The sequence below is a fragment of the Paenibacillus sp. FSL K6-2859 genome (assembly GCF_038008265.1).
Taxonomy (GTDB): domain Bacteria; phylum Bacillota; class Bacilli; order Paenibacillales; family Paenibacillaceae; genus Paenibacillus_AQ; species Paenibacillus_AQ nitricinens.
Window position 1 is genome coordinate 4,100,198 of the sequence record NZ_JBBOYU010000001.1, and the last position, 20,240, is coordinate 4,120,437.

General features: G+C 40.8%; 23 protein-coding genes and 2 pseudogenes. 3 read left to right on the forward strand and 22 right to left on the reverse strand.

The window, feature by feature from the left end:
* From MHB64_RS18260 to MHB64_RS18280, 5 genes and pseudogenes are all read right to left on the reverse strand, one after another.
* Positions 1–402 carry a carbohydrate ABC transporter permease gene (locus tag MHB64_RS18260; protein ID WP_341136097.1) on the reverse strand — a complete coding sequence of 134 codons (402 nt, stop codon included), beginning with the start codon at positions 400–402 and terminating at the stop codon, positions 1–3.
* 414 nt (positions 403–816) lie between these two features.
* Positions 817–2,028 (reverse strand): WG repeat-containing protein, encoded by a 1,212-nt coding sequence (locus MHB64_RS18265; protein ID WP_341135086.1) that lies wholly within the window; start codon positions 2,026–2,028, stop codon positions 817–819.
* Between the two features lie 119 nt (positions 2,029–2,147).
* On the reverse strand, positions 2,148–2,741 hold the full coding sequence (locus MHB64_RS18270) for a chloramphenicol phosphotransferase CPT family protein (protein WP_341136098.1): 594 nt from the start codon (positions 2,739–2,741) through the stop codon (positions 2,148–2,150).
* Between the two features lie 95 nt (positions 2,742–2,836).
* A pseudogene (locus MHB64_RS18275) lies at positions 2,837–2,950 on the reverse strand (glutathione peroxidase); the annotation flags it as partial.
* A 76-nt stretch (positions 2,951–3,026) separates the two neighbouring features.
* Positions 3,027–4,214, reverse strand: coding sequence for an MFS transporter (locus MHB64_RS18280; protein ID WP_341135087.1), 1,188 nt, complete (start codon positions 4,212–4,214; stop codon positions 3,027–3,029).
* Positions 4,215–4,395: 181 nt separating this feature from the next.
* Between MHB64_RS18280 and MHB64_RS18285 the strand changes: the two genes are divergently transcribed.
* Both MHB64_RS18285 and MHB64_RS18290 read left to right on the forward strand, forming a co-directional pair.
* Positions 4,396–5,262 carry a LysR family transcriptional regulator gene (locus tag MHB64_RS18285; RefSeq protein ID WP_280789023.1) on the forward strand — a complete coding sequence of 289 codons (867 nt, stop codon included), beginning with the start codon at positions 4,396–4,398 and terminating at the stop codon, positions 5,260–5,262.
* A gap of 143 nt (positions 5,263–5,405) precedes the next feature.
* Positions 5,406–5,807: a VOC family protein gene (locus MHB64_RS18290; protein ID WP_094874246.1), complete on the forward strand. Its 402-nt coding sequence runs from the start codon at positions 5,406–5,408 to the stop codon at positions 5,805–5,807.
* Positions 5,808–6,026: 219 nt separating this feature from the next.
* On the opposite strand, the gene MHB64_RS18295 is transcribed toward MHB64_RS18290, so the two are convergent.
* The 7 genes from MHB64_RS18295 to yidC form a co-directional block, all read right to left on the reverse strand.
* Complete coding sequence (locus MHB64_RS18295; RefSeq protein WP_256990037.1) at positions 6,027–6,323, reverse strand: hypothetical protein; 297 nt, start codon at positions 6,321–6,323, stop codon at positions 6,027–6,029.
* Positions 6,324–6,811: 488 nt separating this feature from the next.
* Positions 6,812–7,240, reverse strand: coding sequence for a 3-hydroxyacyl-ACP dehydratase FabZ (fabZ, locus tag MHB64_RS18300; RefSeq protein WP_094878948.1), 429 nt, complete (start codon positions 7,238–7,240; stop codon positions 6,812–6,814).
* A 120-nt stretch (positions 7,241–7,360) separates the two neighbouring features.
* Positions 7,361–8,428 (reverse strand): CHAP domain-containing protein, encoded by a 1,068-nt coding sequence (locus MHB64_RS18305; RefSeq protein WP_341135088.1) that lies wholly within the window; start codon positions 8,426–8,428, stop codon positions 7,361–7,363.
* Positions 8,429–8,430: 2 nt separating this feature from the next.
* A complete protein-coding gene (locus tag MHB64_RS18310) occupies positions 8,431–8,772 on the reverse strand; it encodes a GNAT family N-acetyltransferase (RefSeq protein WP_341135089.1) in 342 nt (113 codons plus the stop codon).
* A gap of 367 nt (positions 8,773–9,139) precedes the next feature.
* Entirely contained in the window at positions 9,140–9,886 is a 747-nt protein-coding gene (locus MHB64_RS18315) for a class I SAM-dependent DNA methyltransferase (RefSeq protein WP_341135090.1), read from the reverse strand.
* Between the two features lie 223 nt (positions 9,887–10,109).
* The gene (locus tag MHB64_RS18320; protein ID WP_341135091.1) at positions 10,110–10,322 is read right to left on the reverse strand and encodes a hypothetical protein; all 213 of its coding nucleotides are present in this window, start codon (positions 10,320–10,322) and stop codon (positions 10,110–10,112) included.
* 392 nt (positions 10,323–10,714) lie between these two features.
* Positions 10,715–11,557, reverse strand: a complete 843-nt coding sequence (gene yidC, locus MHB64_RS18325; RefSeq protein ID WP_341135092.1) for a membrane protein insertase YidC — start codon at positions 11,555–11,557, stop codon at positions 10,715–10,717.
* Between the two features lie 749 nt (positions 11,558–12,306).
* Between yidC and MHB64_RS18330 the strand changes: the two are divergent.
* Positions 12,307–12,675 (forward strand): annotated as a pseudogene (locus MHB64_RS18330) (transposase); the annotation flags it as partial.
* Between the two features lie 68 nt (positions 12,676–12,743).
* Here MHB64_RS18330 and MHB64_RS18335 read toward each other — a convergent pair.
* The 10 genes from MHB64_RS18335 to MHB64_RS18380 form a co-directional block, all read right to left on the reverse strand.
* On the reverse strand, positions 12,744–13,250 hold the full coding sequence (locus tag MHB64_RS18335) for a hypothetical protein (RefSeq protein ID WP_341135093.1): 507 nt from the start codon (positions 13,248–13,250) through the stop codon (positions 12,744–12,746).
* A 221-nt stretch (positions 13,251–13,471) separates the two neighbouring features.
* Positions 13,472–14,065 carry a phosphotransferase-like protein gene (locus MHB64_RS18340; protein WP_341135094.1) on the reverse strand — a complete coding sequence of 198 codons (594 nt, stop codon included), beginning with the start codon at positions 14,063–14,065 and terminating at the stop codon, positions 13,472–13,474.
* Positions 14,066–14,378: 313 nt separating this feature from the next.
* Positions 14,379–15,356, reverse strand: coding sequence for a phosphotransferase enzyme family protein (locus tag MHB64_RS18345; protein WP_341135095.1), 978 nt, complete (start codon positions 15,354–15,356; stop codon positions 14,379–14,381).
* A gap of 77 nt (positions 15,357–15,433) precedes the next feature.
* On the reverse strand, positions 15,434–16,096 hold the full coding sequence (locus MHB64_RS18350; RefSeq protein WP_341135096.1) for a hypothetical protein: 663 nt from the start codon (positions 16,094–16,096) through the stop codon (positions 15,434–15,436).
* Between the two features lie 215 nt (positions 16,097–16,311).
* A complete protein-coding gene (locus tag MHB64_RS18355) occupies positions 16,312–16,494 on the reverse strand; it encodes a hypothetical protein (RefSeq protein ID WP_341135097.1) in 183 nt (60 codons plus the stop codon).
* A gap of 62 nt (positions 16,495–16,556) precedes the next feature.
* Complete coding sequence (locus tag MHB64_RS18360) at positions 16,557–16,961, reverse strand: GNAT family N-acetyltransferase (protein ID WP_094874801.1); 405 nt, start codon at positions 16,959–16,961, stop codon at positions 16,557–16,559.
* Between the two features lie 600 nt (positions 16,962–17,561).
* Positions 17,562–18,428, reverse strand: a complete 867-nt coding sequence (locus MHB64_RS18365; RefSeq protein WP_341135098.1) for an SDR family oxidoreductase — start codon at positions 18,426–18,428, stop codon at positions 17,562–17,564.
* Positions 18,425–18,934, reverse strand: a complete 510-nt coding sequence (locus tag MHB64_RS18370) for a hypothetical protein (protein WP_341135099.1) — start codon at positions 18,932–18,934, stop codon at positions 18,425–18,427. The genes MHB64_RS18365 and MHB64_RS18370 overlap by 4 nt, the downstream gene beginning before the upstream one ends.
* A 108-nt stretch (positions 18,935–19,042) precedes the next feature.
* Positions 19,043–19,609 carry a MarR family winged helix-turn-helix transcriptional regulator gene (locus tag MHB64_RS18375; protein WP_094878850.1) on the reverse strand — a complete coding sequence of 189 codons (567 nt, stop codon included), beginning with the start codon at positions 19,607–19,609 and terminating at the stop codon, positions 19,043–19,045.
* A gap of 93 nt (positions 19,610–19,702) precedes the next feature.
* The gene (locus MHB64_RS18380) at positions 19,703–20,047 is read right to left on the reverse strand and encodes a VOC family protein (RefSeq protein WP_280786615.1); all 345 of its coding nucleotides are present in this window, start codon (positions 20,045–20,047) and stop codon (positions 19,703–19,705) included.
* Between the last annotated feature and the right edge of the window lie 193 nt (positions 20,048–20,240).

The window sequence follows — 20,240 nt, forward strand, 5'->3', positions numbered from 1 at the left end:
TTAGAGCTGCACCTCCCGCTTCTGGAGAACTTTCACTTGGAAGACTGTAATGATCAGTTTGATTAAGAACAAGACCATGGCCAGCGCCGTACCAAAGCCTTGCCTTAATTCACCAAACCCAACTTTATAAATAATATAAGTTAACGTCTCCGCCTCAAAGCCCGGACCGCCATCGGTCATAACCGCAATCTGATCAAAAATCTTCAAGGCGCTGATCATCGACAGTACCATACATACAGTCATCGCCCCCGCAAGTAGTGGAAAGGTGATATGTCGGAACTGTTGCCAGCCCCGTGCTCCATCAATGGTTGCCGCTTCATTCAATTCCTGCGGAATACCTTGCAATCCAGCGAGATAAATGATAGCAATGTAGGGAAATAAAACACACTTCTGAAGGTTTATTGAGCTAACGTGTCTCGTTTGTTTACTTGTCTTTTAAGCTTTATGTTCACCCCTAAAACAAGCAATTAATGAAACTATTAAACCTAAAAATGAAACACCAAGTCCCAATGATGTTGCTGAACCACATTACCCCAAACTTTCAAATTCCCACAAGAAAACTATACCATTTTCTGTTCAACTAAATTGCCAGTTAGTTGAACAAAAAAAAACGGTTGCCGAAGCAACCGTTATTCCACTAACATGTCCCGTTATCTTAATCTAAGGGATCTGTTATTCTTTTAATAATATTGACGCTATCATCCATTTGCCATTAGAATTTAGCCGCAAGTTAATATTGTTAGTTTCGATAACTTTCATTAGCTGTAATGCGCTCTTTTTTCGATACAATCCGTGAAGTTCGGTTGTTCTGCCTTACTATAGTTTTGTCACTCCGTTCGGAAGTTCGGAAGCCGGCGGCCAGACGATCGCTCCGCTGCGGTTCATGTACCCTCTGATTTCCTCGCGTGAATTCTGATCGAGCAAGCTGATCACCGCCAATTCGCCGTTAAAAACGTCAGCCCAATAGAATTGCGACTTGATCACAAAGCGGCCGGATGTATTGATATAGCCGTACCTCTGCCCCTGGCTGGCCGGAGCCAGGCCGCCCTTGAACAACCCTCCGGCTGTAAAGCCCTGGATGACTTTGGTGCCCTTCTTATTGATGTAGAAGGTGACTCCATTACGCTCGACAAAAGCCAGTCCTTCCGAGAATGGCTGCGCCATGCTGAACTGCGGTTTTATCAGGTAATTGCCGTTTTTGTCGATGTACCCGTATTTGCCGTTCACGTAAACTACTGCCGCCCCGTTTGAAAACGGTGTGGCGTAATCATACCGGGGCGTAACGCGGAGCTTGCCCGTGGTGTCGATATAGCCGTATTTGCCGCCGAACGCAAGCACTACGGTCGCCATACCTTCGGAGAAATCGGACGTCGAGCTATACCGGTACGGAATGACCAGCTCGCCCTTGGTGTTGATGTACCCCGATGCTTTGCCCACATTGACCCGAGCCAAACCTTCGGAGAAATTAAACGCCCGGGTGTATATGGGCTGTACGCTCACCTTGCCATGACTGTCTATATATCCGTACCGTGTCGCCGTAGCTCCGTCAGCGTTCTGAACCTGCGTCGTATACAGCGCACGGTCATTATAAAGAATACCGGCATCTCTCAGCTTGTATTCGAACAGCCTGCTGCCCGCCGAGCTGAAATAATATTGCTTTTTAGCCGCATGGTTCTCGACATACACCGTTCCTCCGGATACTCCTGAATATCCGTATCCATCGTACACCGCCTCGATGACCTTCTTGCCTTTGCCGTTGATGAAACCGTATTTTCCATTAACTTCAATCGGATACAGTTGATCGCCTGTCTGCGCCTGCATAACGGTCGCACTGGCAGCCAGCGATTGCTCCGCCACGTTTGTGGTGAATACCATCGTCGTAAATAGAAAGGTAAGAGCCATCTTTTTAAGCACCTGTTCTCCACGCTCCTCAGAGACTATTTTCCATTCTTTAGTATAGACGACGCTTGTACCGGGCTTGTTGCGCGTGATTGGGAATAAATCACAAAGACATTCGCTTAATCCCACATTTCGCCCGCCAACATACTGCTGATCAGAAAAATGCAGTTTTGTTCCGCAGTCTTACGGACACAGGAGCTGCTATTTGGTGAAATATGATAATACCTACTTATCGGTGGATACGCCTACTAGGAAACACTAACATTTTTTTCACTTAATTTCTTAAATACCGAGTATTCCTGATTGGACTTAATAAAACTTAATATCTTTTCGGCACATTCTTTTGGATTCATCTCTTCAGTATTTACTTCGAGGTCATATTCATCAAAGCAATATACTTTGCTAAACTGTGAAGCTGCCAGTCCAAATTTTCTATCTCCTCTTGCTTGCTCTCTTCTTATGAGTTCTTCTTTCGAGCATATTACACCTATAAATAACGTAGGCTGATCGAAAAATTGATCAAGAAACGCATTAAATCTCTTGTCATTGTCGATTACTGTATCTACTACTACATTAAAACCCATTTCTGATAACAGTTTAATTGTCGAATGGTACACTGAGAATATGGAATCATCAAGTATTTGTGAGACAACTTGATGATCTATTTCTCTTGGAGGTTCATCTGGAAATTTATTATTAATAAAATTATTGTAATTATTAAAAAAATCATCAATTGATAAATGATAAAAAGGAATTTCTTTCTGATTTATCAGTTCAGTCGATATGGAGGTCTTTCCAGAACTTGAAGTTCCATTTAGATAAACTAAGATCCCCTGCTTCAAATTAATCATCCCTTCAAAAAATAATCTCTGCGTATTTTTCAGATAACGTTATAATCACAAAGTTCATAAAATTATCCAACTCATAAAAATTAGCGAGAATAGCTGTATCTACTGGCAGTGTTCAGAATAAGCAGAACTTTACCACGATAAATTGACAATTCAACAGGCTCACCATGAATTGAATTCGCTTGAAAATCATAAATAGACATCAGACCATTCCTCCGCATTATTATTAAAAATAACATAATATAGGAATCTCCTCTACTTATTTCCCTCAACAAACTCTCAGCTCTGGGGCTTATCATAACTCGCTGGAGGACTTTTTTTATTACCTATAGCCAATTGAACGATAATCTGAAGCACAATGATTACAGATAAACCATAGAAAGCTTGTACGAAGCTGCCCGTTGCATCGTGGAGCCAGCCAATGGCTAGCGGACCAAGTGCTCCGAGAATGTAGCCACCTGACTGGGTCATTGCGGACCAGCTACTGGCTTCCTGAGCATTGCTTGTTTCATCAATGGGCAACATCAGTGCAATCGGGAACAGTCCACCCGCTCCAATACCGAGTGGAATCGCCGCGAGCCAGGGGCTAAAGGATAAGTTCAGCATCAGGACACCCATCAACTCTAATAACGCACACCCGACAAGCCAGATTACACGTCTTTGGTAACGGTGTACAAGCATGGGAATGAACAACGTAGAGGGCAGCGATATCAATGTAAATAAGGTTTGGATGTTTCCGGCCGTCTCTTGACTATACCCCTGGCTTTGGATTGCTGGCGCAAGCCAAGCGGTCAACGAGTAGAAGATCGCAGCCATCAGCCCGAAGAATAATGTCAGCACCCAGGCACGCTTGTTATTCACTGGAAGTGGTGCAATAAGTACACTCGAGATTTTACCGGATTGTCGATCTATGCGCGCAGACCAGGCTAATTTCAACCAGATTGGCAATGCAATGACTGCGAGAAATGCCCATATAGCCAACGAACCCCTCCACGATCCACCCAGCGCATGCTGAAGCGGAACCGATAGTCCAACACTAATGCTAGCCCCCATCACCATCGCTGTAGAGTAGATACCCACCATGGCTGCCACCCGGTCAGGGAAGTACTGCTTAATGAAGCTGGACAACAGCGGCCCTGCCAATGCAATTCCTACACCGGACAGAAAAGAAGTGAACATCATTAAAGGAGTTGTTCCAACAAACCATCGGAGTCCCGTACCTAACCCAATGAGGATTAAAGCCAGAACAATTGCGCCCTCATTTCCCCACTTTCTGCTTAATCTTACGGAGAACGGAGCAAATATGCCCATGCATAATACCGGAAGTGTGGTTAACAGACTGGCGGTAATCCCGCTTATACCCAGATCATTCTGTAAGGTGCTCATTAGAGGTGAAATGGATGTAATGGGTGGTCGTAAATTCAGTGAAGCCAGGATAAGCGCCAAGACAATATAAAAAAGTTTCATTATGAATCACCTCATGGTAGTATCGTTGCATTTCACCTATGATCCTATTTGTTAATAACTGATCTTTGGGTGGTGCATGATTAAGTATAGAATCATTAGAATGATTGAACAATACTATAGTTTCTATTAAAATGATTACTAAAACCAATGATTAGAGGGTATTCATATGGAGATTCGTCAGATGGAAAATTTCATTACTGTATGTGAGGAGCTTCATTTTACACGAGCAGCTGAAAAACTTGGTATTTCACAACCTACATTGAGTCAACAAATACGTGCGTTGGAGGATGAACTCGCTGTTCCCTTATTTGACCGAGTCGGCAAAAAGATTGTGATGACCCAGGCAGGAAATCTGTTCCTGGAGCACTGTGTACAGATGATTCGGCATTTACAAAATACCCAGGATGCGTTAGCTGAATTCCGCAATGATCAACGAGGTAAGTTGGTGATTGGTGTTCTCCCTTCCGATCTGGACTACCGGCTCACCCCATTGCTCGTGAATTTTCATACACGATTTCCCAAGGTACAGCTGAAGGTTGTCTCCTCGATCTATGTCTTGAATCAAGTGCTGGATAATGAAGTAGACATCGGCATCGAGATCACGTCTGCTCCTGATGATCGGCTAGTACGCATTCCATTGTGCAGTGAAGAATATGTACTCGTCGTTTCCGAGAATCATGATTGGGCTGAACGAAGCACGATCGGAATCCAGGATCTGCGTAATATCCAAACCGTGATGTTCCCCGAAGGATTTACAGGCAGAGAATTGGTTGATGGCTATTGCCGTAAATATGGATTCAGTTTAAATACGATCATGGAGACCAGTTCAGCTACTTCCATTATTAGCTTGGTTAAAGCCAACGTCGGAGGAACATTGCTGCCTTATCGTTTGATCCAAGCGATGAATGAACCAACTCTGCGCTGCATCCGAATTACAGACGATCCGCCATACCGTCACTTTGAGATCATTCATCGGTCCGAGCGTTTCCTGACAAAATCGGCCAAGGCATTTATTGAGAAAACTATCGAGTATTTCAATAAAGGGTGAGTTGCGATAGAGAGAAGTTACTAAGGAAACCGCATAATGCTTGACAGAAATGTCACTGCGAATTCTTTTGTAAGATTCGCTTCTGCTGCCAGAAGTAGAGTATAGTTGGAGTGGGTAAAAATATATTCCAGGAGGCAACAGCCATGTCACAAGAGATCTGGATTAACCTTCCAGTTAAAGATGTTGAGAGGTCAACTGCCTTTTTCAATGAGATTGGATTCCATGCAGTGAGCGTTGGTAATGAGAGAGCCAAGCTTGACATAGGCCAAACAACGATTCTGCTATTCCCGGATGCGGCGTTCGAGAAATTCACAGGTTCTAAAACCGCAGATACTTCCCATAGCGCAGAAGTAATATTTTCCATTGGCGCTAAAAGCAGAGAAGAAGTAGATGCCTTTATTCAAAAAGCAGAGTCTGCCGGAGGAAACATCTTTGGCAAGCCGAGTGAAATTGACGGCTGGATGTACGGCGCAGGATTTGCCGACCTGGACGGTCACCGCTGGAACCTGCTGTACATGGATGAGAGTAGAATGCCGAAACGCTAATATAAAAACGCCGGTCACCAGCTTAAGGGTACCGGCGTTTTTTTTTACCCACTATTTCATATCAGTAATTCAATTCAAAATCGTTGATTAGAAGGAAAAATTCGAGGGTTAAACTTATACAAGTCACCTGGGTTAGCCCAAACGCATATTTGAACTAACATGCCTGATCATTGAACAAACTACTCCCAGTAAGGAGTACCACTAAAAAGAAATTCTTCTTTATTTACATCGCTTAAATTCCCGTCTTGCTAATTTACTAATGTGACTGGGTAACCACTCATTAGCTTCAGGCAGCCCAAGCCAAAAATTCATTGTTTCGAGTTGGGCTGCTACAAAGAAGCCTTCCAAACGTTGAACATAGTTATGAGGCAGGTCGAATTGTTGTGTGTAAGATTCTAGCAACTGGTCTCTGAATGCTGGGTGGATATAAGAAAGTGTCCAACCTAAATCGAATAAATAATATCCGAACCCACAAGCTCCAAAATCAATAGCTCTAGCTTCTTGTTCATGAAACACAAAATTACTTGGTATCAAATCTGCGTTATCTTAGTAACGTATTCACCAATGTTATTTTTTATAGGTGATGGCAACACCAGATCTGTATCATTTGTTAATGATTCCAGCCAAATCATTTCTGAATGGATGACTTTTTCATCAGACCAAATACTTTCCATCGAATCATTTTTTATAGATGTATTCGCAAACTATAGCAGTTACTTTCCTTATCTGTCACTTTATAGATGGTGTTTGCATTTTGGCCAATATGAGCTATTGATTGATAAGTAATTGAATAACAAGTTAATGCTTCTATAGCAATATCCTGAGTATCTAGCACGGTATCTTCCCTCCCCTTGAAACGACCGAATAAGGACATCGAACCATAATATTTTCTAATAATTTGAGAGAGAGCTCTTATATTTATATTTTATCCATTACTTAGTTTATAAAGGTAACCTGCTCATCAATGTGTATTGTTCAACTATCTTTCCTGTTACCTTAAAAACCTAAATCGAACTGAATGCAAACATTATTTCAGATTCGCATACCAATTCATTATTTACTGTGGCGACTCCCTTTCCTTTGACGATTTGTCCCTTAATTCGAATTACTTCAAATTCAAGAAGGAGTTGGTCTCCTGGTTTTACTTGTCGTTTAAAACGACAACTATCAATACCCGTCAGTAAGCCTATTTTATGATTGTTGCTCTCAACGTTGGACATTGCGATTCCACCGACCTGTGCCAGTGCTTCTACAATTAAGACTCCAGGCATTACGGGATAGTCAGGGAAATGACCGAGAAAATAAGGTTCATTAATGGTTACATTTTTAATTCCAACAGCTCTCTTCCCCTCATTAATCTCCAATATTCTATCGACCAAGAGAAATGGATTTCGATGAGGAATAATCTCTTTAATTCTTTCAATATCAAGCATGGATTTGCCTCCTAATCGGTTTAATATCATTTTATCGCCTTTGAGTTAAACCAGCCCGAAAATAACTCAACGTAACTCTAGTTAAACTAACCTATCCGTTAGCGTAATAACTGCTCCAAATCAATAACAGGGTATATACTCTCCATTAAAATGATAATGATAGCTGTTATCTATTCGGACATATCCGAGTATACAATGATCTCTATCCCTGTATGAGACACTAGAGTAGTTTTTATTGTCTTTATTGCCTTCAGCAATTAAAATTCCATTGTCATCACAAGCTAAAACAATACCGATATGATCGTGAGAATGATCGGAGAGTAGCTTATCAAAAATAACAATATCACCACGTGCCGGATTAAATTCTTCTTGTTTAGCGTCATAGAAAAATCTAGTATCGGGCAGCAGAGCCCAATCCAACCACGCACCAACCCCAGCTAGCCGATACATTCGGTTAGGATATCTAATTGGAAGAAGTATTCCAACCTGCATACAGCAGTAGTATACAAATGCAGCACACCAATTACCTTCTAGTACTTTATAGATATCAGAGTCCGGCCAATACTTGCAAATTTCCCGATAACGTTCATCTTCCGGTACCCCGATTATGTTTTGCCCTGCGAGCTTTTCCGCAAAATCAGCCAGCATAAGTCGCCTGTCTTTAGTTTCTCTATTTAATGCTTCCACATCTACGTTAAATTCCGTATCTACATTTCCCTCCGGAATCCCTAATTCAATAAATACTTTTTGTAGTCTATGTATATCGGTCTTAAGCATATTATTACCTGTATTTTGAAAGTACATCTGCAATAAAATAGCGTCTTTAATAACTTCCTCATCTGGTCCATGAACCCGATGTCTATCTTCTTGATAAAAGATTGATCTAAGAATTACTGACATCTCTTCGTCGGTAAAGATTTGGGTGCTGCGTATTATAGGTCTTACCGCATCTGCACTGTTGTGACCAGGAAAGGTATTTATTCCAGTTTTATAGAAATAAAAATCTTGTAGCACCCCCGCGATCGCAGCGATTTCCGAATCTAGTCCTCTTCTCATAGCGAGCATCGAAGCGAAGGTAGACACTCCTGAAAGATGAGCCCAAGCTTTCTGATTTTTGAAGTTGCTCTGCTTTTCATAAACATAGGATCGAACAATTTCAAGTCGCTTAGATTTCTTCTCACATATCATAATTAATTCCCCAATCCCTGAACTAACTCAGGACAGAAACCTATCGAACGTTCTACTGCTACGTTTTGGAAAAGTATTTTATCCGCCTTTTCCAAAAGTGTGCCACCGATGCCCATTCTTCTGTATTCTTCGTTAACAAACATCGTCGTCAACGCTCTTCTCTTAAAACCACCAAAAGAGAGAAAACCTTCCGTCAAGTCGTTGTAACGAGCAACAAATATATCATCTGAGGGCATTTCGTTACTCTGTTGAGACACATTAAACTGTTCATTTTTACACAACATGGCTGTGATTGAAGCTTCGTCCCTTTCGGGTTTATAGGGTTCAATAATTAGTTGTTCCATCGGCAGTTCACCTTTCAAATTAGGCATTTAATACTGTAACATTTTACCACAATATTCACATATAAGCGTTACACTACTACCCAAGATTCGAATATGACTGGGGCAATAAAACCGAGAATTGTAAATGTTGATTGCAAAGCGGTTCTCCAATGGTCTATCCCTACTAAGCCCATCACACTTAATAAAAAACGATAATCGACGTACTCAGAATTGTGTAATGTCGATTAAACATGTTCTTGTAGTCTGACATCGGAGGAAATATATCGTTATTAATGCTTATTAATGCGAAAGGCATGCTAAAACTTAGGATCACCAAAAATCCCCTCGACCGAGGGGATTTTTCCTATTGCGATGCATTACGTCTCTCCTAACATTTCCTACAAACGCTAATGATAGATGAAGATGACGGAGAGAACGGAGTCTTATCCCAGTCAGCATAATGATGTTCGACGCGAAAGCCGTGAAGGGTTAATAAAGATTGCAGCGTAGCCTGATCTGTGAACCGACAAGCAATTCGGGAATTCGTTCGTTTATCCCCCCAATCACGCATCGTGACCCAATGCATGATATGCTGGCTAGCATCGTAACTTTGTGTACCTGATACCTTGACGTTTTTCCCATCCTTATCAATAAATGATCCCCATTCTGTCTCCTCTTGATCAGATAAATCCGTTCCCTCCGGATTACGGGTCTCGAATGCAAAGATTCCATGGGCTTGTAAATGTTTGTGAACGGTAGTAAGCAAATCGTTTTGATCTTGATCACGTAAGAATGCCTGAAATGCATTGCCAGTCAAATAAATCATTGAAAATCGCTTGTCCGATTCAAAGGTACGTGCATCGCCTTCCATAAAAGTAGCAGTCAACCCTTCCGCCTTCAACTGCGCATATGCAATCATCGCTGAAGAGATATCTACACCGGTCATCTTTATACCGGCTTTCGACAGGGGTATAGTTGTTAATCCTGTACCACAAGCAAGTTCTAACACTTCACCAGGACTCGATCTAGCAAGCTCAAGATAGAACTGATATTTGTCCATTTCACCGTCAAATTCAAGATCATAATTTACCGGATCCAGATATTCTTCAAGATTGCTATGTTCAATCAACGCCATCCCCTTCTTTCATTTCAATGTTACATTGGAGAAAAATAATTTTCATAAGAAAAACATGTGCTTAGTTAGACGCAGAAAGGATAATCTAAAAAATAAAAAGCCTATCGACATTCGTGCTTAACATTATTTTACTGTTTTTTTTATAAACCGTTTGGTAATTCATAGTTATAATCAATTTTTATCGCACCTTAAATAACTACTCTTTAAGTCGATAATCATTACTTTATTCTGCCTGTTGCCTTACAATCAGTAGTTTGTGTACTGAGAAGAAAAACAAATAATTTTCACTTCGAAAACCAACAGGTTCTAAAGAAGTGCTTCTTTGGAAATTTGTCAGTTCTTTCTTATGGACACACTTTTCAAAATCGGAGCTATCAGGGTTTGTCCAAAGTAAAGCAAGTAAGACTATACCCACCACAAGAATCAGCAGTCTCAAACTGAGCCCCCCTACTAGAAAGATCAGTTATAATATGTATGTCGATCACAATATGGAGATGACTTGTTTTCTCATTCCATATTGGTATTTAAATTCATCTAAACTACCCGTTAGTTGAATAAAGGCAGCTGATCGCATTGATTACCGGGCTGCCAAATTGTATTTGAGCTAACGTTACCCAATAGCTTAACCGTTATTTATTTTATGATACGGTTCTCCGCGCTGTCTGTAACGGCAAGTTTTAGGGCCATCCTTTTGTGGGATGGCCCTTTCATTTTTTTCATTATATTGAACTATGTTCCCCGTTAACGAGCCGCCTCATAAAAACAGAGCATCTGAGGTCGCGCATCAGATGCTCTGTTTTTAGTATTGTTTTATGACCTTGTTCAAATTTATAAATCTTCTACACCGGTGGGTCGGTTTTTACTCGATACATTTGGCTTCGTGTACATTTTATTGAGAATGGTCGTTTGCACGATAATGAATATACCGCCAACCGCCCAATATAATGGTAATGCGGCGGGCATCTGAAAAGAAAACACACCCATCATGATAGGTGACAACAATCCGATGAAAGCCATTTGGTTATTTGAATTTTGCTGAACCTGCGCTGAAACGGATTGAGACACGCGGAATTGAAAGTAATACACCGCAGCAGCAATAAGCGGCAAAATCATATCAGTTTTCCCCAAGCTAAACCACAGAAAATTGTCAGCTGCAATCTCTGGGGTACGACGAATGGCGTAGTAAAATGCGAGGGTGATCGGCCATTGGAGAAGCATCGGTAAACACCCCATGTTTAAGGGATTAAATTGATGCTTCTGATAGAGCTGCATCATCTCGACTTGCTCTTGTTTTTTTGCATCCGCACTGAAGTCGTTCTTATACTTCTCCTTAAGTGCAGTTAACTCCGGCTGGAGGACGACCATCTTTTCTTTCATATCCATTTGTTTCTTGGTTTGATTCATCATGAGCGGCATGATCGCAAGTCTGATGATGAAAGTCATCAGCACGATCGATAATCCGTAGTTTCCATGAAATGTATTCGCAAAGAATTTGATCAAGATCGAAAATGGATAAATAAAAAAGTGGTTAAATATCCCTGATGAATCGGCATTAATCGAGTTTGATTGGGATGCTGTCGAACACCCGCTGAGCACAATGATCGGAATAACTCCAATCAACATGACGAGAATGGGCTTCGCCCATTTTTGAAGCAATAAAATCTTTTTCATCATTGTCCTCCCTAATTGAAAGTATGGAATATCAATGTGGGGAAGGACCATTGTCGTCTTCATCAGGTGCTTCTCTTCGTCTGGCGTTACGTACTATCCACCGCTGAATGCTGCTCGGTTGCGACAGTCTGACAGACACAAACCAAGTTGAAACGGCTGGAGCAATTTCATAACCCCAGTGTATCTCTTGTAAAGAAATATAGGTGAATGGAATTGACACTAAGGAATAGATGAGAGCGATCGAAAATGCCAATTGAACCAAGTCATAAAAATGCTCCAGTCAAGTTCACCTCCGCATGAGCCATGTTGGAAAAATTTGAATAATGATTATACGTTAGAGAAAACGGTGTGGTTTCACTAACCTGCCCGTGGGACTTGATCCCGAACGCTATAATGTTCACCCCTACTTGTCATGACCATGATTGAGGCTGGTTGGGACCTGAGATCCCGTATAACAAGCGATGCTATGGAGCGACAAGAGGAAATTATAGGGGCTACCGGTAAATCTAAATTAGGAAGGTGCATTGAATGAATTCAATGATTGGTCAGCGTGGTAAACCGTACAAAGGAACGTTTAAATTCGAACATATAGTTCTTAGAGGAGCATGCTAATGCCTATCTATTGAGAGAGTTGTACTACAATGAAGAGTTTGAGCCCTTTAAAAAACAGGTGTTCAACTGCTTAATCTGCGTTATCCAACGCGACAATACGAGTCTCTTTCAAAGAGAGTGCGAGTTAAGCGTCTATTAAACGCGCAAAACAAAATCCTTTTCAGCAGACTATGTACTCTAGTCACTTGGTTAACCTGAGAGTTTTGATTTCGCTCATTCTTCAGTACCAAGAGCATCTATCTCGATTGGAAAAGAACATAGATGCTCTCGCTGAAGAAATGAAAAAATGTGATTTAATTCAGTCGATTCCCGGTATTGGTCCTAAAATTGCTACAACCATTTTATCGAAAATTGGAGAAGTAGACCGTTTTGATCATCCAAAGAAACTAGTAGCCTTTGCAGGCATAGACCCGAGTGTATTCGCATCCGGAGAGTTTGCGGCAACACGAAATCGAATTACCAAACGTGGTTCTCGGCAACTTCGTTATGCGCTAGTTATGGCCGTCCATGTGGACTCATCCGTTCTTCATCCATCTCATAAAATATTCGAGAAACGCTTGAACTATCCTGCCTATTAGCTTAGTCGTGTCCCTTTTGTAAGATCCAGATTGTTATTATCTCTTAACCTGATCACTTTCTCATTGTATCTATTCAACTTGGCATCAAAACTGTTTCTACTTTGTTCAAAATCCCTCGTCCATTTGTACATCATCTTCAACATCATGATATCTGGTTTATAGTGACACTTTTCAATCCCAAGTTTCTGCTTGATAAATCGTGTTAAGATTCTGACCCTTCGCTTCCACAATGGAGTATCAAGGAATATGATCGTATCTGCCATTTGATACAAACATTGATAGGAATCTCTATCTGTTCCTTCGAATATCCACGCTCCTTTAATATCGATCTCCTTTATAATTTCGAATTGTTCTTCTGCGGAACGTTTGTACCGTCCCGTAGCTGTATTATGATGGACTATGGAATCAAGTTCATACCAGGGTAGACTGAATTTCTGGGATAATCGTTTAGCGAATGTCGTTTTACCGCTAGCAACAATTCCAATAATGAGGATTTTTTTCATTCCTGTTCAAGCTCCCTAGATCGGCGAAATGTTTGACTAATTATCTATTCGCAATAGTCGCAGATTCCCCTTTTGCTGTCCTTCGTTTTAACATTACTTATTAAAGTAGCCTGCCCGTTAGTTGAATAAAGGTACTTGATCGCGTTAACTGAACGGCTGCCTTATCGTGTTTATTGAGCTATTGCCTCACGTTAGATTAATTCCGAATTCCCTCGAGCTATCTAGGAAACACAAACATTTCTTTTACTTAATTTTTTTAATGCGAGATATTCTTTATTGGACTTAATAAAACTTAATGTCTTTTCGGCACACTCTATTGGATTCATCTTTTCTATATTTACTTTGAGATCATATTCATCAATGGAATATACTGTATTGAACTGTGAAGCTGCTAATCCAATCTTTCTATCTCCTCTTATTTGCTCTCTTCTTATGAGTTCTTCTTTCGAGCATATTATACCTATAAATAATGTAGGCTGATCAAAAAATACATCAAGACACTCATTAAACCACTTGTCATTTTCGATTGCGGTATCTACTATTACATTCAAACCCATTTTTGAAAACAATTTAACTGTCGTATAGTACATTGAGACTAAGGAATCAAACATTATTTGTGCGATAACATGCTCATCTACTTCTCTTGTAGGTTCAATATCTGAAAATTTATGTTTAAAAAAGTCCTTGATAAAAACATCTATTGATAAATGATGAAATAGAATCTCTTTCTGATTTATCAGTTCATTAGAAATACTAGTCTTTCTATCACCCTCACCTATAAGTTTTGCGTATCTTTCAGATAACGTTATATTCATAAATTTTATAAAATTATCCAACTCAGATAATATTCGAGAAGCAATTGAACTATCCTGCCTATCGTATTACGTTCAACATCCGCCTCTGATTTCACAAAATCATAATAAACAGCGACATCACAATGTAGGTCATTCCTTTCCTTCACAACAAAAAACTTCCCCAAACCCCTAAGGGTGAGGAAGGCTTAAACGCGTCACTTCCGAAAACATAGCCAGCTATATTTTCAGCTCAACAACTGCTTGTAAACGGCCTTTAAATAGAAGATGATAATTGACTATCATTTCCCATTAATTCACCGATAAAGGTTCCTATTTATATTTTATAAAATATACTTTCACCATTAAGAAATGGACGACAATACTCTGCGCATAATTTAGGCATTTTTTCACGCATCCAGGCATGGACATGTTCATTCTCCAACTGGAAGACGTAATACCCGATAATAGCGACCAGCATAAAACCTTCCAGCTGCAGTAGATCATTCGCTGTATTTTCGTGCTCTCCGTAATATCCCTTAAGGAAAGTATCTCTTCGATCGGATGGCAGCATCATAGCTCCCATGGCTACATCAAGCAAGGCATACCCGGTTCCGAAAAAGCCAAAATCAATAAAGCGCGCCTCTCCTTCGGTTGTGATGATGATGTTCCCCATACACAAGTCCCCATGAATAAGGTCAGGGCCAGCCTCCCCGCCATGGTCAACCAACCGGAAGTTAATCAATTGCAGCGTTTGTTCAATGACATTGGCATCAGAAGACGTAAATAGATTCTTTTTCACACCCGAATGGATCACACGGATCATCCGTTCATTATAGGCTCTGCCTTGACTCGGACGAATCTTTATATCTGAATATTTGTACTGCCGAAAAAAAGTATGCAGCTCTGCTAATTGCAATCCCAGTTTTTTTACCAGTTCAAGATTGTTAACATCATTCTTAATCATGTCTCTTCCATCCAGCCAGGTTAGGACAGAGCAGTTCAAAAGCTCACCTTCGTATTCGACGATCGTAATTAATTCACCATCTTTGTTTCTTATAGGAGTCTGTATTTCGTTGATGCTCCAGCTTCCCAGCTCCTCAAGCATTTGCAATTCTCCAAGAATGCCGTCGTATGTATGCTGCAGACCTTTCATGTCATCTATAAAAGGGTCATGAATGCGAAGTAAATATGATTTTCCCATTCTGTCATTAACACGATATGTTCTGTTCTCGTTATGCCTTAAAAAAATAATCTCAGGTTGTTGGATATCGTCGTATCTACCTAGTAAGTCCAAAATTTTCTCGTTCGTCATAAGGACTCCTTTAAAAAAGAAGGATTTTTTTATTCAATTTTGGTATAAAGTATAAAAGAGATATCTTTCTTTTCATTTCAAGTCTCCTTGGAAATATTATACGCGTCAGTTGAATCGTTGTTGTACCAAGGTTCTGTCCCCCATACGGATTCTCGGGCAACATATACTAGTTCTTTATCCTTACAAATAAAAATATCTTTTGGAATATCCTTATACGAATCAAACAGGTGTTCAGGTAAAATTGCAGCATCAAATGCCCAAAGTCCCTCTTGCTGACCTGACACTAACGCCTCCCAAGGCGCTCCATCCATAGCTTCATTTGTGAAAAACACTCCAGTTTGTCTAAACTCCTCAGAGAACTTAGTCATAATCCGCCAAATCAAGGATTGATATTGGCTTCGTACTTGTCCTATTCTCCAATTGTGTTCTATCTCTTCTGTCCAAAACAAGATACTAATTTCCAGATATGATTCTTTTAATTCCTCAATAACTTTAGGTGTCCAGCCTAGTACATATGGCCGTAAATGGAGTTGGAACCCGTTATTTTGGTACAACTGAGGCTCAGCATCGCCACCAATGTACATAAAACCATTTTCTGAAACTTCCCATTCCAGTTCTCTATTAAAGTATCTAGAATCAAGTCCCAGCGAGTTTATTACTCCTGAAAAGAGCCTGATAACGTCTTGGAAATTGAATTGATCACATATTATATAAGTTTGGATTTGAGAATATTCTGGCATGAGAACACACCTCTTGGGATCAATGGTCTTTATTACCATTATACTCCATTGTGTTCGCCTTCGGCACTGCGCTAAACTGCCCATTAGTTGAATAGCCGCAGATTTCTAAAAAGGGATTTACCGCAATAATATGCTAAAAAATCGTCGATACATTTCTCTCTTGCTCTCGCCGCGGAGTTGTGCGTTTATTTGCGCGTTTGAGGCTTTCTCATGATTCAGCATACCTTGATGAAATCCAATGAGGCACCGTTATCAAGGAGTTTACACACATAGGTATGTCGAATGCGATGCCCTAGACTGCTTGGCTTCAAACGATCTGCTTGTTTCATCAAATATTCCTTCAGTATAGTCAACGTAATCTCCATTATCTCGGTATCGCCTAGTTCCGTCATTAGCATTTTTGTTCTGAAGAGTGTAGGCGTTCAATGTTCTCGGACTATAGCGTGTCCCTTTAGTTCAATCATATCAACTCTGAGATAAACATTGGTGTAGCTCCATCCTCTGTATTAAAGCCAAATTTATTATAGAAATCCACTGCATGAGGATATGAAATTAATACTTTTGTTTTACATCCTTTATATCTTTCAAGCATTATCTTCATCATTTCCTTACCTATACCTATACTCTGATAACTCGGATTAATAAGCATATAATGAAAATATACCGTTAAAACACCATCTGACAAAGCATTTATTAAACCGACAAGCTTTCCTCCTTCCCAAGCAGTAACAAGTGAATGAGACCCTCGGATTGCTTGTAAAAGCTCGTTTGGATACTTGCCAGACTCCCATTCTACCGAAAGAAATAACTCTTGGAGTGCATCCTTAGTGATATCCTCTTTGCTTGAAGCGTAATAAATACTCACCCCTATACCTTCCTTTCATAAAACTAACTACGGCACAACATCTGTTTTAAACTCCCATATTTCGATGGTTTTGCAATCCTTACGAAGCCATAAAATAAAACCGACAAAGCAATTTCGGATTTCTCAAAATGAACAATCACTTTATTTACCTCAATATACTATTAAAAATATGTATAGAAAATGGATTAACTGAAGTGGAATTTGCATTTAATTACATTAGAGAATTCATGAGAATACTTCTTTTACTTAAGCATAAGAGGCTTATATCGTTAATTTTCCCGTTAGTTGAACAAAAGGCAGACTGTCGTGTTTGAGCTATCGTTCCCGTTAGCGTAATTGACAGCTATACGCTCAACGCTTTAAGTGGTTTGTCTAAATACTTGTAAATTCCTTACTCCATTCTTCGAATGTCGTTAATCGGGTCTTCCTTTATTTCGGCTGAGGTCCCATCCCCGTTAACCTCCCGTTAGCTTAATAGAAAAGAAGAGCTACCTTATAGGAAGCTCCTCCACTAACGTTCTCCGTAAGCTCAATGACTTATCTAAAATCGGAATAAAATGCTGCTAACGTTACAAATATCAGAATTGGTGGACTCAGCCTCTACCGGAAATTCTCTACACACTCATGTAGAAAGGCGTCTAGCGTTCGTGGCTCTCTGCCGAGCAAGCGCTTCACAGTGTCATTTGGACTTTCTGGCACCATCCTAGACATAGTTTGAATTTCCACAACGTGGTTCGCGAGCCAAGGAGGCATATTCCCGTGCTCGATAAGATTACGGAGCAGTACTTGGGGTTCCATGTTGATGTAACTTATCGGTCGATTAAGCAGGGCCGATAGTCGACTCGCAATCTGGGGATAACTGAAAATCTCCGAACCAGTAAGAGTATATATATGGCCTGATACCTCGTGGTTGGTCAGAACTTCTGCAGCAACGTCTGCAATATCGCGACAGTCAATGAAGTTACATGGTGAATCACCCATGGAGCCGAAGAAAATATTTTGGGTTGTGATCGTTGGTGCAAAGCGCATTAAATTTTGCATGAACGCATAGGGGCGCAATACGGTGTGGGTGAGACCCGATTCTCTCAGCGTTTTCTCAATTTCTTGATGCCAGCCCGCTACGGCCACTGGAGAGCTCTGCTCAAAGGCTGGACTTGATATTTTTACGATGTGTTTGATTCCAGATTCGACGGCAATCTGAATGATTGAATTTTCCAATTCAATTTGTCTTGGACTGTTGGACATGGCAAGGAAGAGCTGGGTAGCATCATTAAACGCACGGCGCAGCGATGTGGGGTCGGAAGCATCCACCCTTGCGACCTCGGTAGTCGATCGGCCTTTTTCTCCGATCTGATCGCGCAACTTCTCTGGCTCTCTGCTTAGAGCCCTCACAGGTATGCCAAGATCAACCAAACGTTCCAAAAGTGCACTACCTATCGTACCTGTTGCTCCCATAATAACTATCATTTCTCACTTCTCCTTTTAGATGAAAAATTAGTTGTGACTGCAAGTCGCCACCGCCATGTCACTATCGTGCTTGCTATGAATCCTGACAACGGGAAATCGATCCAGACACGATTTACCCAGGCCATGTGATTACTCGGAATCATACTTTCAACAGAAACAGATGTCACCCATGCAGCGTATAGTCCAAATGAGGACCCGGCCATTGCGAATACCCCTACCACAACCAAGTGAGGTGCACCGATGACCCATTTCAAATGGCCCACTCGGCTACGCAACAAAAGGCCAATCATCAAGGCCATCAAAGCTGATGCACCACCAATAGTGGTCAATGCCGCTATTTGAAGCCCCCTATCTGCAGTAACCAATCCCCCGATACCTGCCATAATAGCGGGAGCCATATAGGCCATTACAACTTCACGCCATAGTACAAAAGTCTTTTTCTTGGAACCGACAGCCTTGATGTCATAAACACCATCTGTCCGCTTCGGGTATTTCATCTGGTTCATTTACTTGCTCCTTTCTTCTTTGAAGTAGTCCAACGATTACGTTCAGCGAGATATAATTAGGCACCTAACTATATAAGAATAAAAATAGGCTAGCTTCACTAGCCCATTCTACTCATTACTGATGTTTCCCTTTGGTTTCGAGCCTAGTTCACCCGTAAGTGCTGAGATGCCTTGTGTAACTCGGTCTAGCAAGTCAAGAAATACGCTGCGCTCTTCGATATTGAGTAAGCCCACCATTGCTTCCAGCCGAGCGAAATGCTCAGGTGCCATTTCGCGTAGCTTTTTCGCTCCTTCTTCCGTTAAAATGACTGATTTCTGACGCCCATCGTCTGAGCTTGATCTCCGAGATACTAGCCCATCTCGTTCAAGAATATCGATAAGACCAGTCACTGTTGCACGTGTAACGCCTAAATGCTCCGCTAATTGCGAAGGCAACTCTTCTCCTTCGTTATCTTCAAGATCAGCCAATAAACGATAACGCCCTGTTGATAAACCAAATCTAGAGAAATGAATTTCCGAGGCGTGTCCAAGCATGGCTCCCGCTGCCATTAGCCTTGACGCGACGAGTATAGCCTGTGCGTCTATGTCTAGGTTATAACGATCAATCTGACGCTTGGATTGTACAAGCGAGGGAATAGCCTCAATGTCACTTACTTTTTTATTATTGTTGTTCATATGTGTAGTATGGTTCCTAACTACTTTTGTGTCAACTCATTTTTTATAACTCATCAACTCTGGAGTTATACCGTTGGATTTGGTTAGAACTCTTTATTTCTCCCAAAGCTCGATCAGTCGACCTTCAGGATCTTCAATCCAAACAAACTTTCCAAATTCACTAATTTCTTTTTTCTTTGCAAGTGGTATACCAATATGCTCAAGATGCTTAATAGTCTCGTCTAGATTATGTACTTGGAAATTTAACATCACTTGTTGTTCTGTTGGAAAATAACTGTCATCCTCGGTAAAGAAAGAAAAGATAGTCTCATTTCCTGATTGGGGCTTTATCACAGTCCCATTCCAATGATCTATTTCAATCTTCAAGACCTCACTGTACCATTTTTTTATAACTTCAAGATTCTTAGTTCTCCAAAAAATTCCTCCGAAACCTTTTATCCTCGTATTTATCTCCTGTCTGTCATCAATTGTTTAGCTATCCGTTCTCAATAAATATTCGAGATTTAAATTTGAGTTCCTTTTTCAACTATCTTGCCCACTAATTGAACAAATAAAAACTACTACCGTAGCAACCGCTACTCCACTATCGTGTCCGGTTAGCGCAATGAGTCTACTAGATCAAATGGATGCT

Excerpts from the sequence above, each read along its gene's own strand:
- MHB64_RS18365 (WP_341135098.1), bottom strand. The coding sequence starts at position 18,428 with ATGATAGTTATTATGGGAGCAACAGGTACGATAGGTAGTGCACTTTTG.
- MHB64_RS18290 (WP_094874246.1), top strand. The coding sequence starts at position 5,406 with ATGTCACAAGAGATCTGGATTAACCTTCCAGTTAAAGATGTTGAGAGG.
- MHB64_RS18345 (WP_341135095.1), bottom strand. The coding sequence starts at position 15,356 with ATGACGAACGAGAAAATTTTGGACTTACTAGGTAGATACGACGATATC.
- MHB64_RS18315 (WP_341135090.1), bottom strand. The coding sequence starts at position 9,886 with ATGGCGTTGATTGAACATAGCAATCTTGAAGAATATCTGGATCCGGTA.
- MHB64_RS18335 (WP_341135093.1), bottom strand. The coding sequence starts at position 13,250 with ATGAAAAAAATCCTCATTATTGGAATTGTTGCTAGCGGTAAAACGACA.
- MHB64_RS18350 (WP_341135096.1), bottom strand. The coding sequence starts at position 16,096 with ATGCCAGAATATTCTCAAATCCAAACTTATATAATATGTGATCAATTC.
- MHB64_RS18285 (WP_280789023.1), top strand. The coding sequence starts at position 4,396 with ATGGAAAATTTCATTACTGTATGTGAGGAGCTTCATTTTACACGAGCA.
- MHB64_RS18375 (WP_094878850.1), bottom strand. The coding sequence starts at position 19,609 with ATGAACAACAATAATAAAAAAGTAAGTGACATTGAGGCTATTCCCTCG.
- MHB64_RS18305 (WP_341135088.1), bottom strand. The coding sequence starts at position 8,428 with ATGATATGTGAGAAGAAATCTAAGCGACTTGAAATTGTTCGATCCTAT.
- MHB64_RS18370 (WP_341135099.1), bottom strand. The coding sequence starts at position 18,934 with ATGAACCAGATGAAATACCCGAAGCGGACAGATGGTGTTTATGACATC.
- MHB64_RS18280 (WP_341135087.1), bottom strand. The coding sequence starts at position 4,214 with ATGAAACTTTTTTATATTGTCTTGGCGCTTATCCTGGCTTCACTGAAT.
- yidC (WP_341135092.1), bottom strand. The coding sequence starts at position 11,557 with ATGAAAAAGATTTTATTGCTTCAAAAATGGGCGAAGCCCATTCTCGTC.
- MHB64_RS18355 (WP_341135097.1), bottom strand. The coding sequence starts at position 16,494 with ATGCTAATGACGGAACTAGGCGATACCGAGATAATGGAGATTACGTTG.
- MHB64_RS18310 (WP_341135089.1), bottom strand. The coding sequence starts at position 8,772 with ATGGAACAACTAATTATTGAACCCTATAAACCCGAAAGGGACGAAGCT.
- fabZ (WP_094878948.1), bottom strand. The coding sequence starts at position 7,240 with ATGCTTGATATTGAAAGAATTAAAGAGATTATTCCTCATCGAAATCCA.
- MHB64_RS18340 (WP_341135094.1), bottom strand. The coding sequence starts at position 14,065 with ATGAATATAACGTTATCTGAAAGATACGCAAAACTTATAGGTGAGGGT.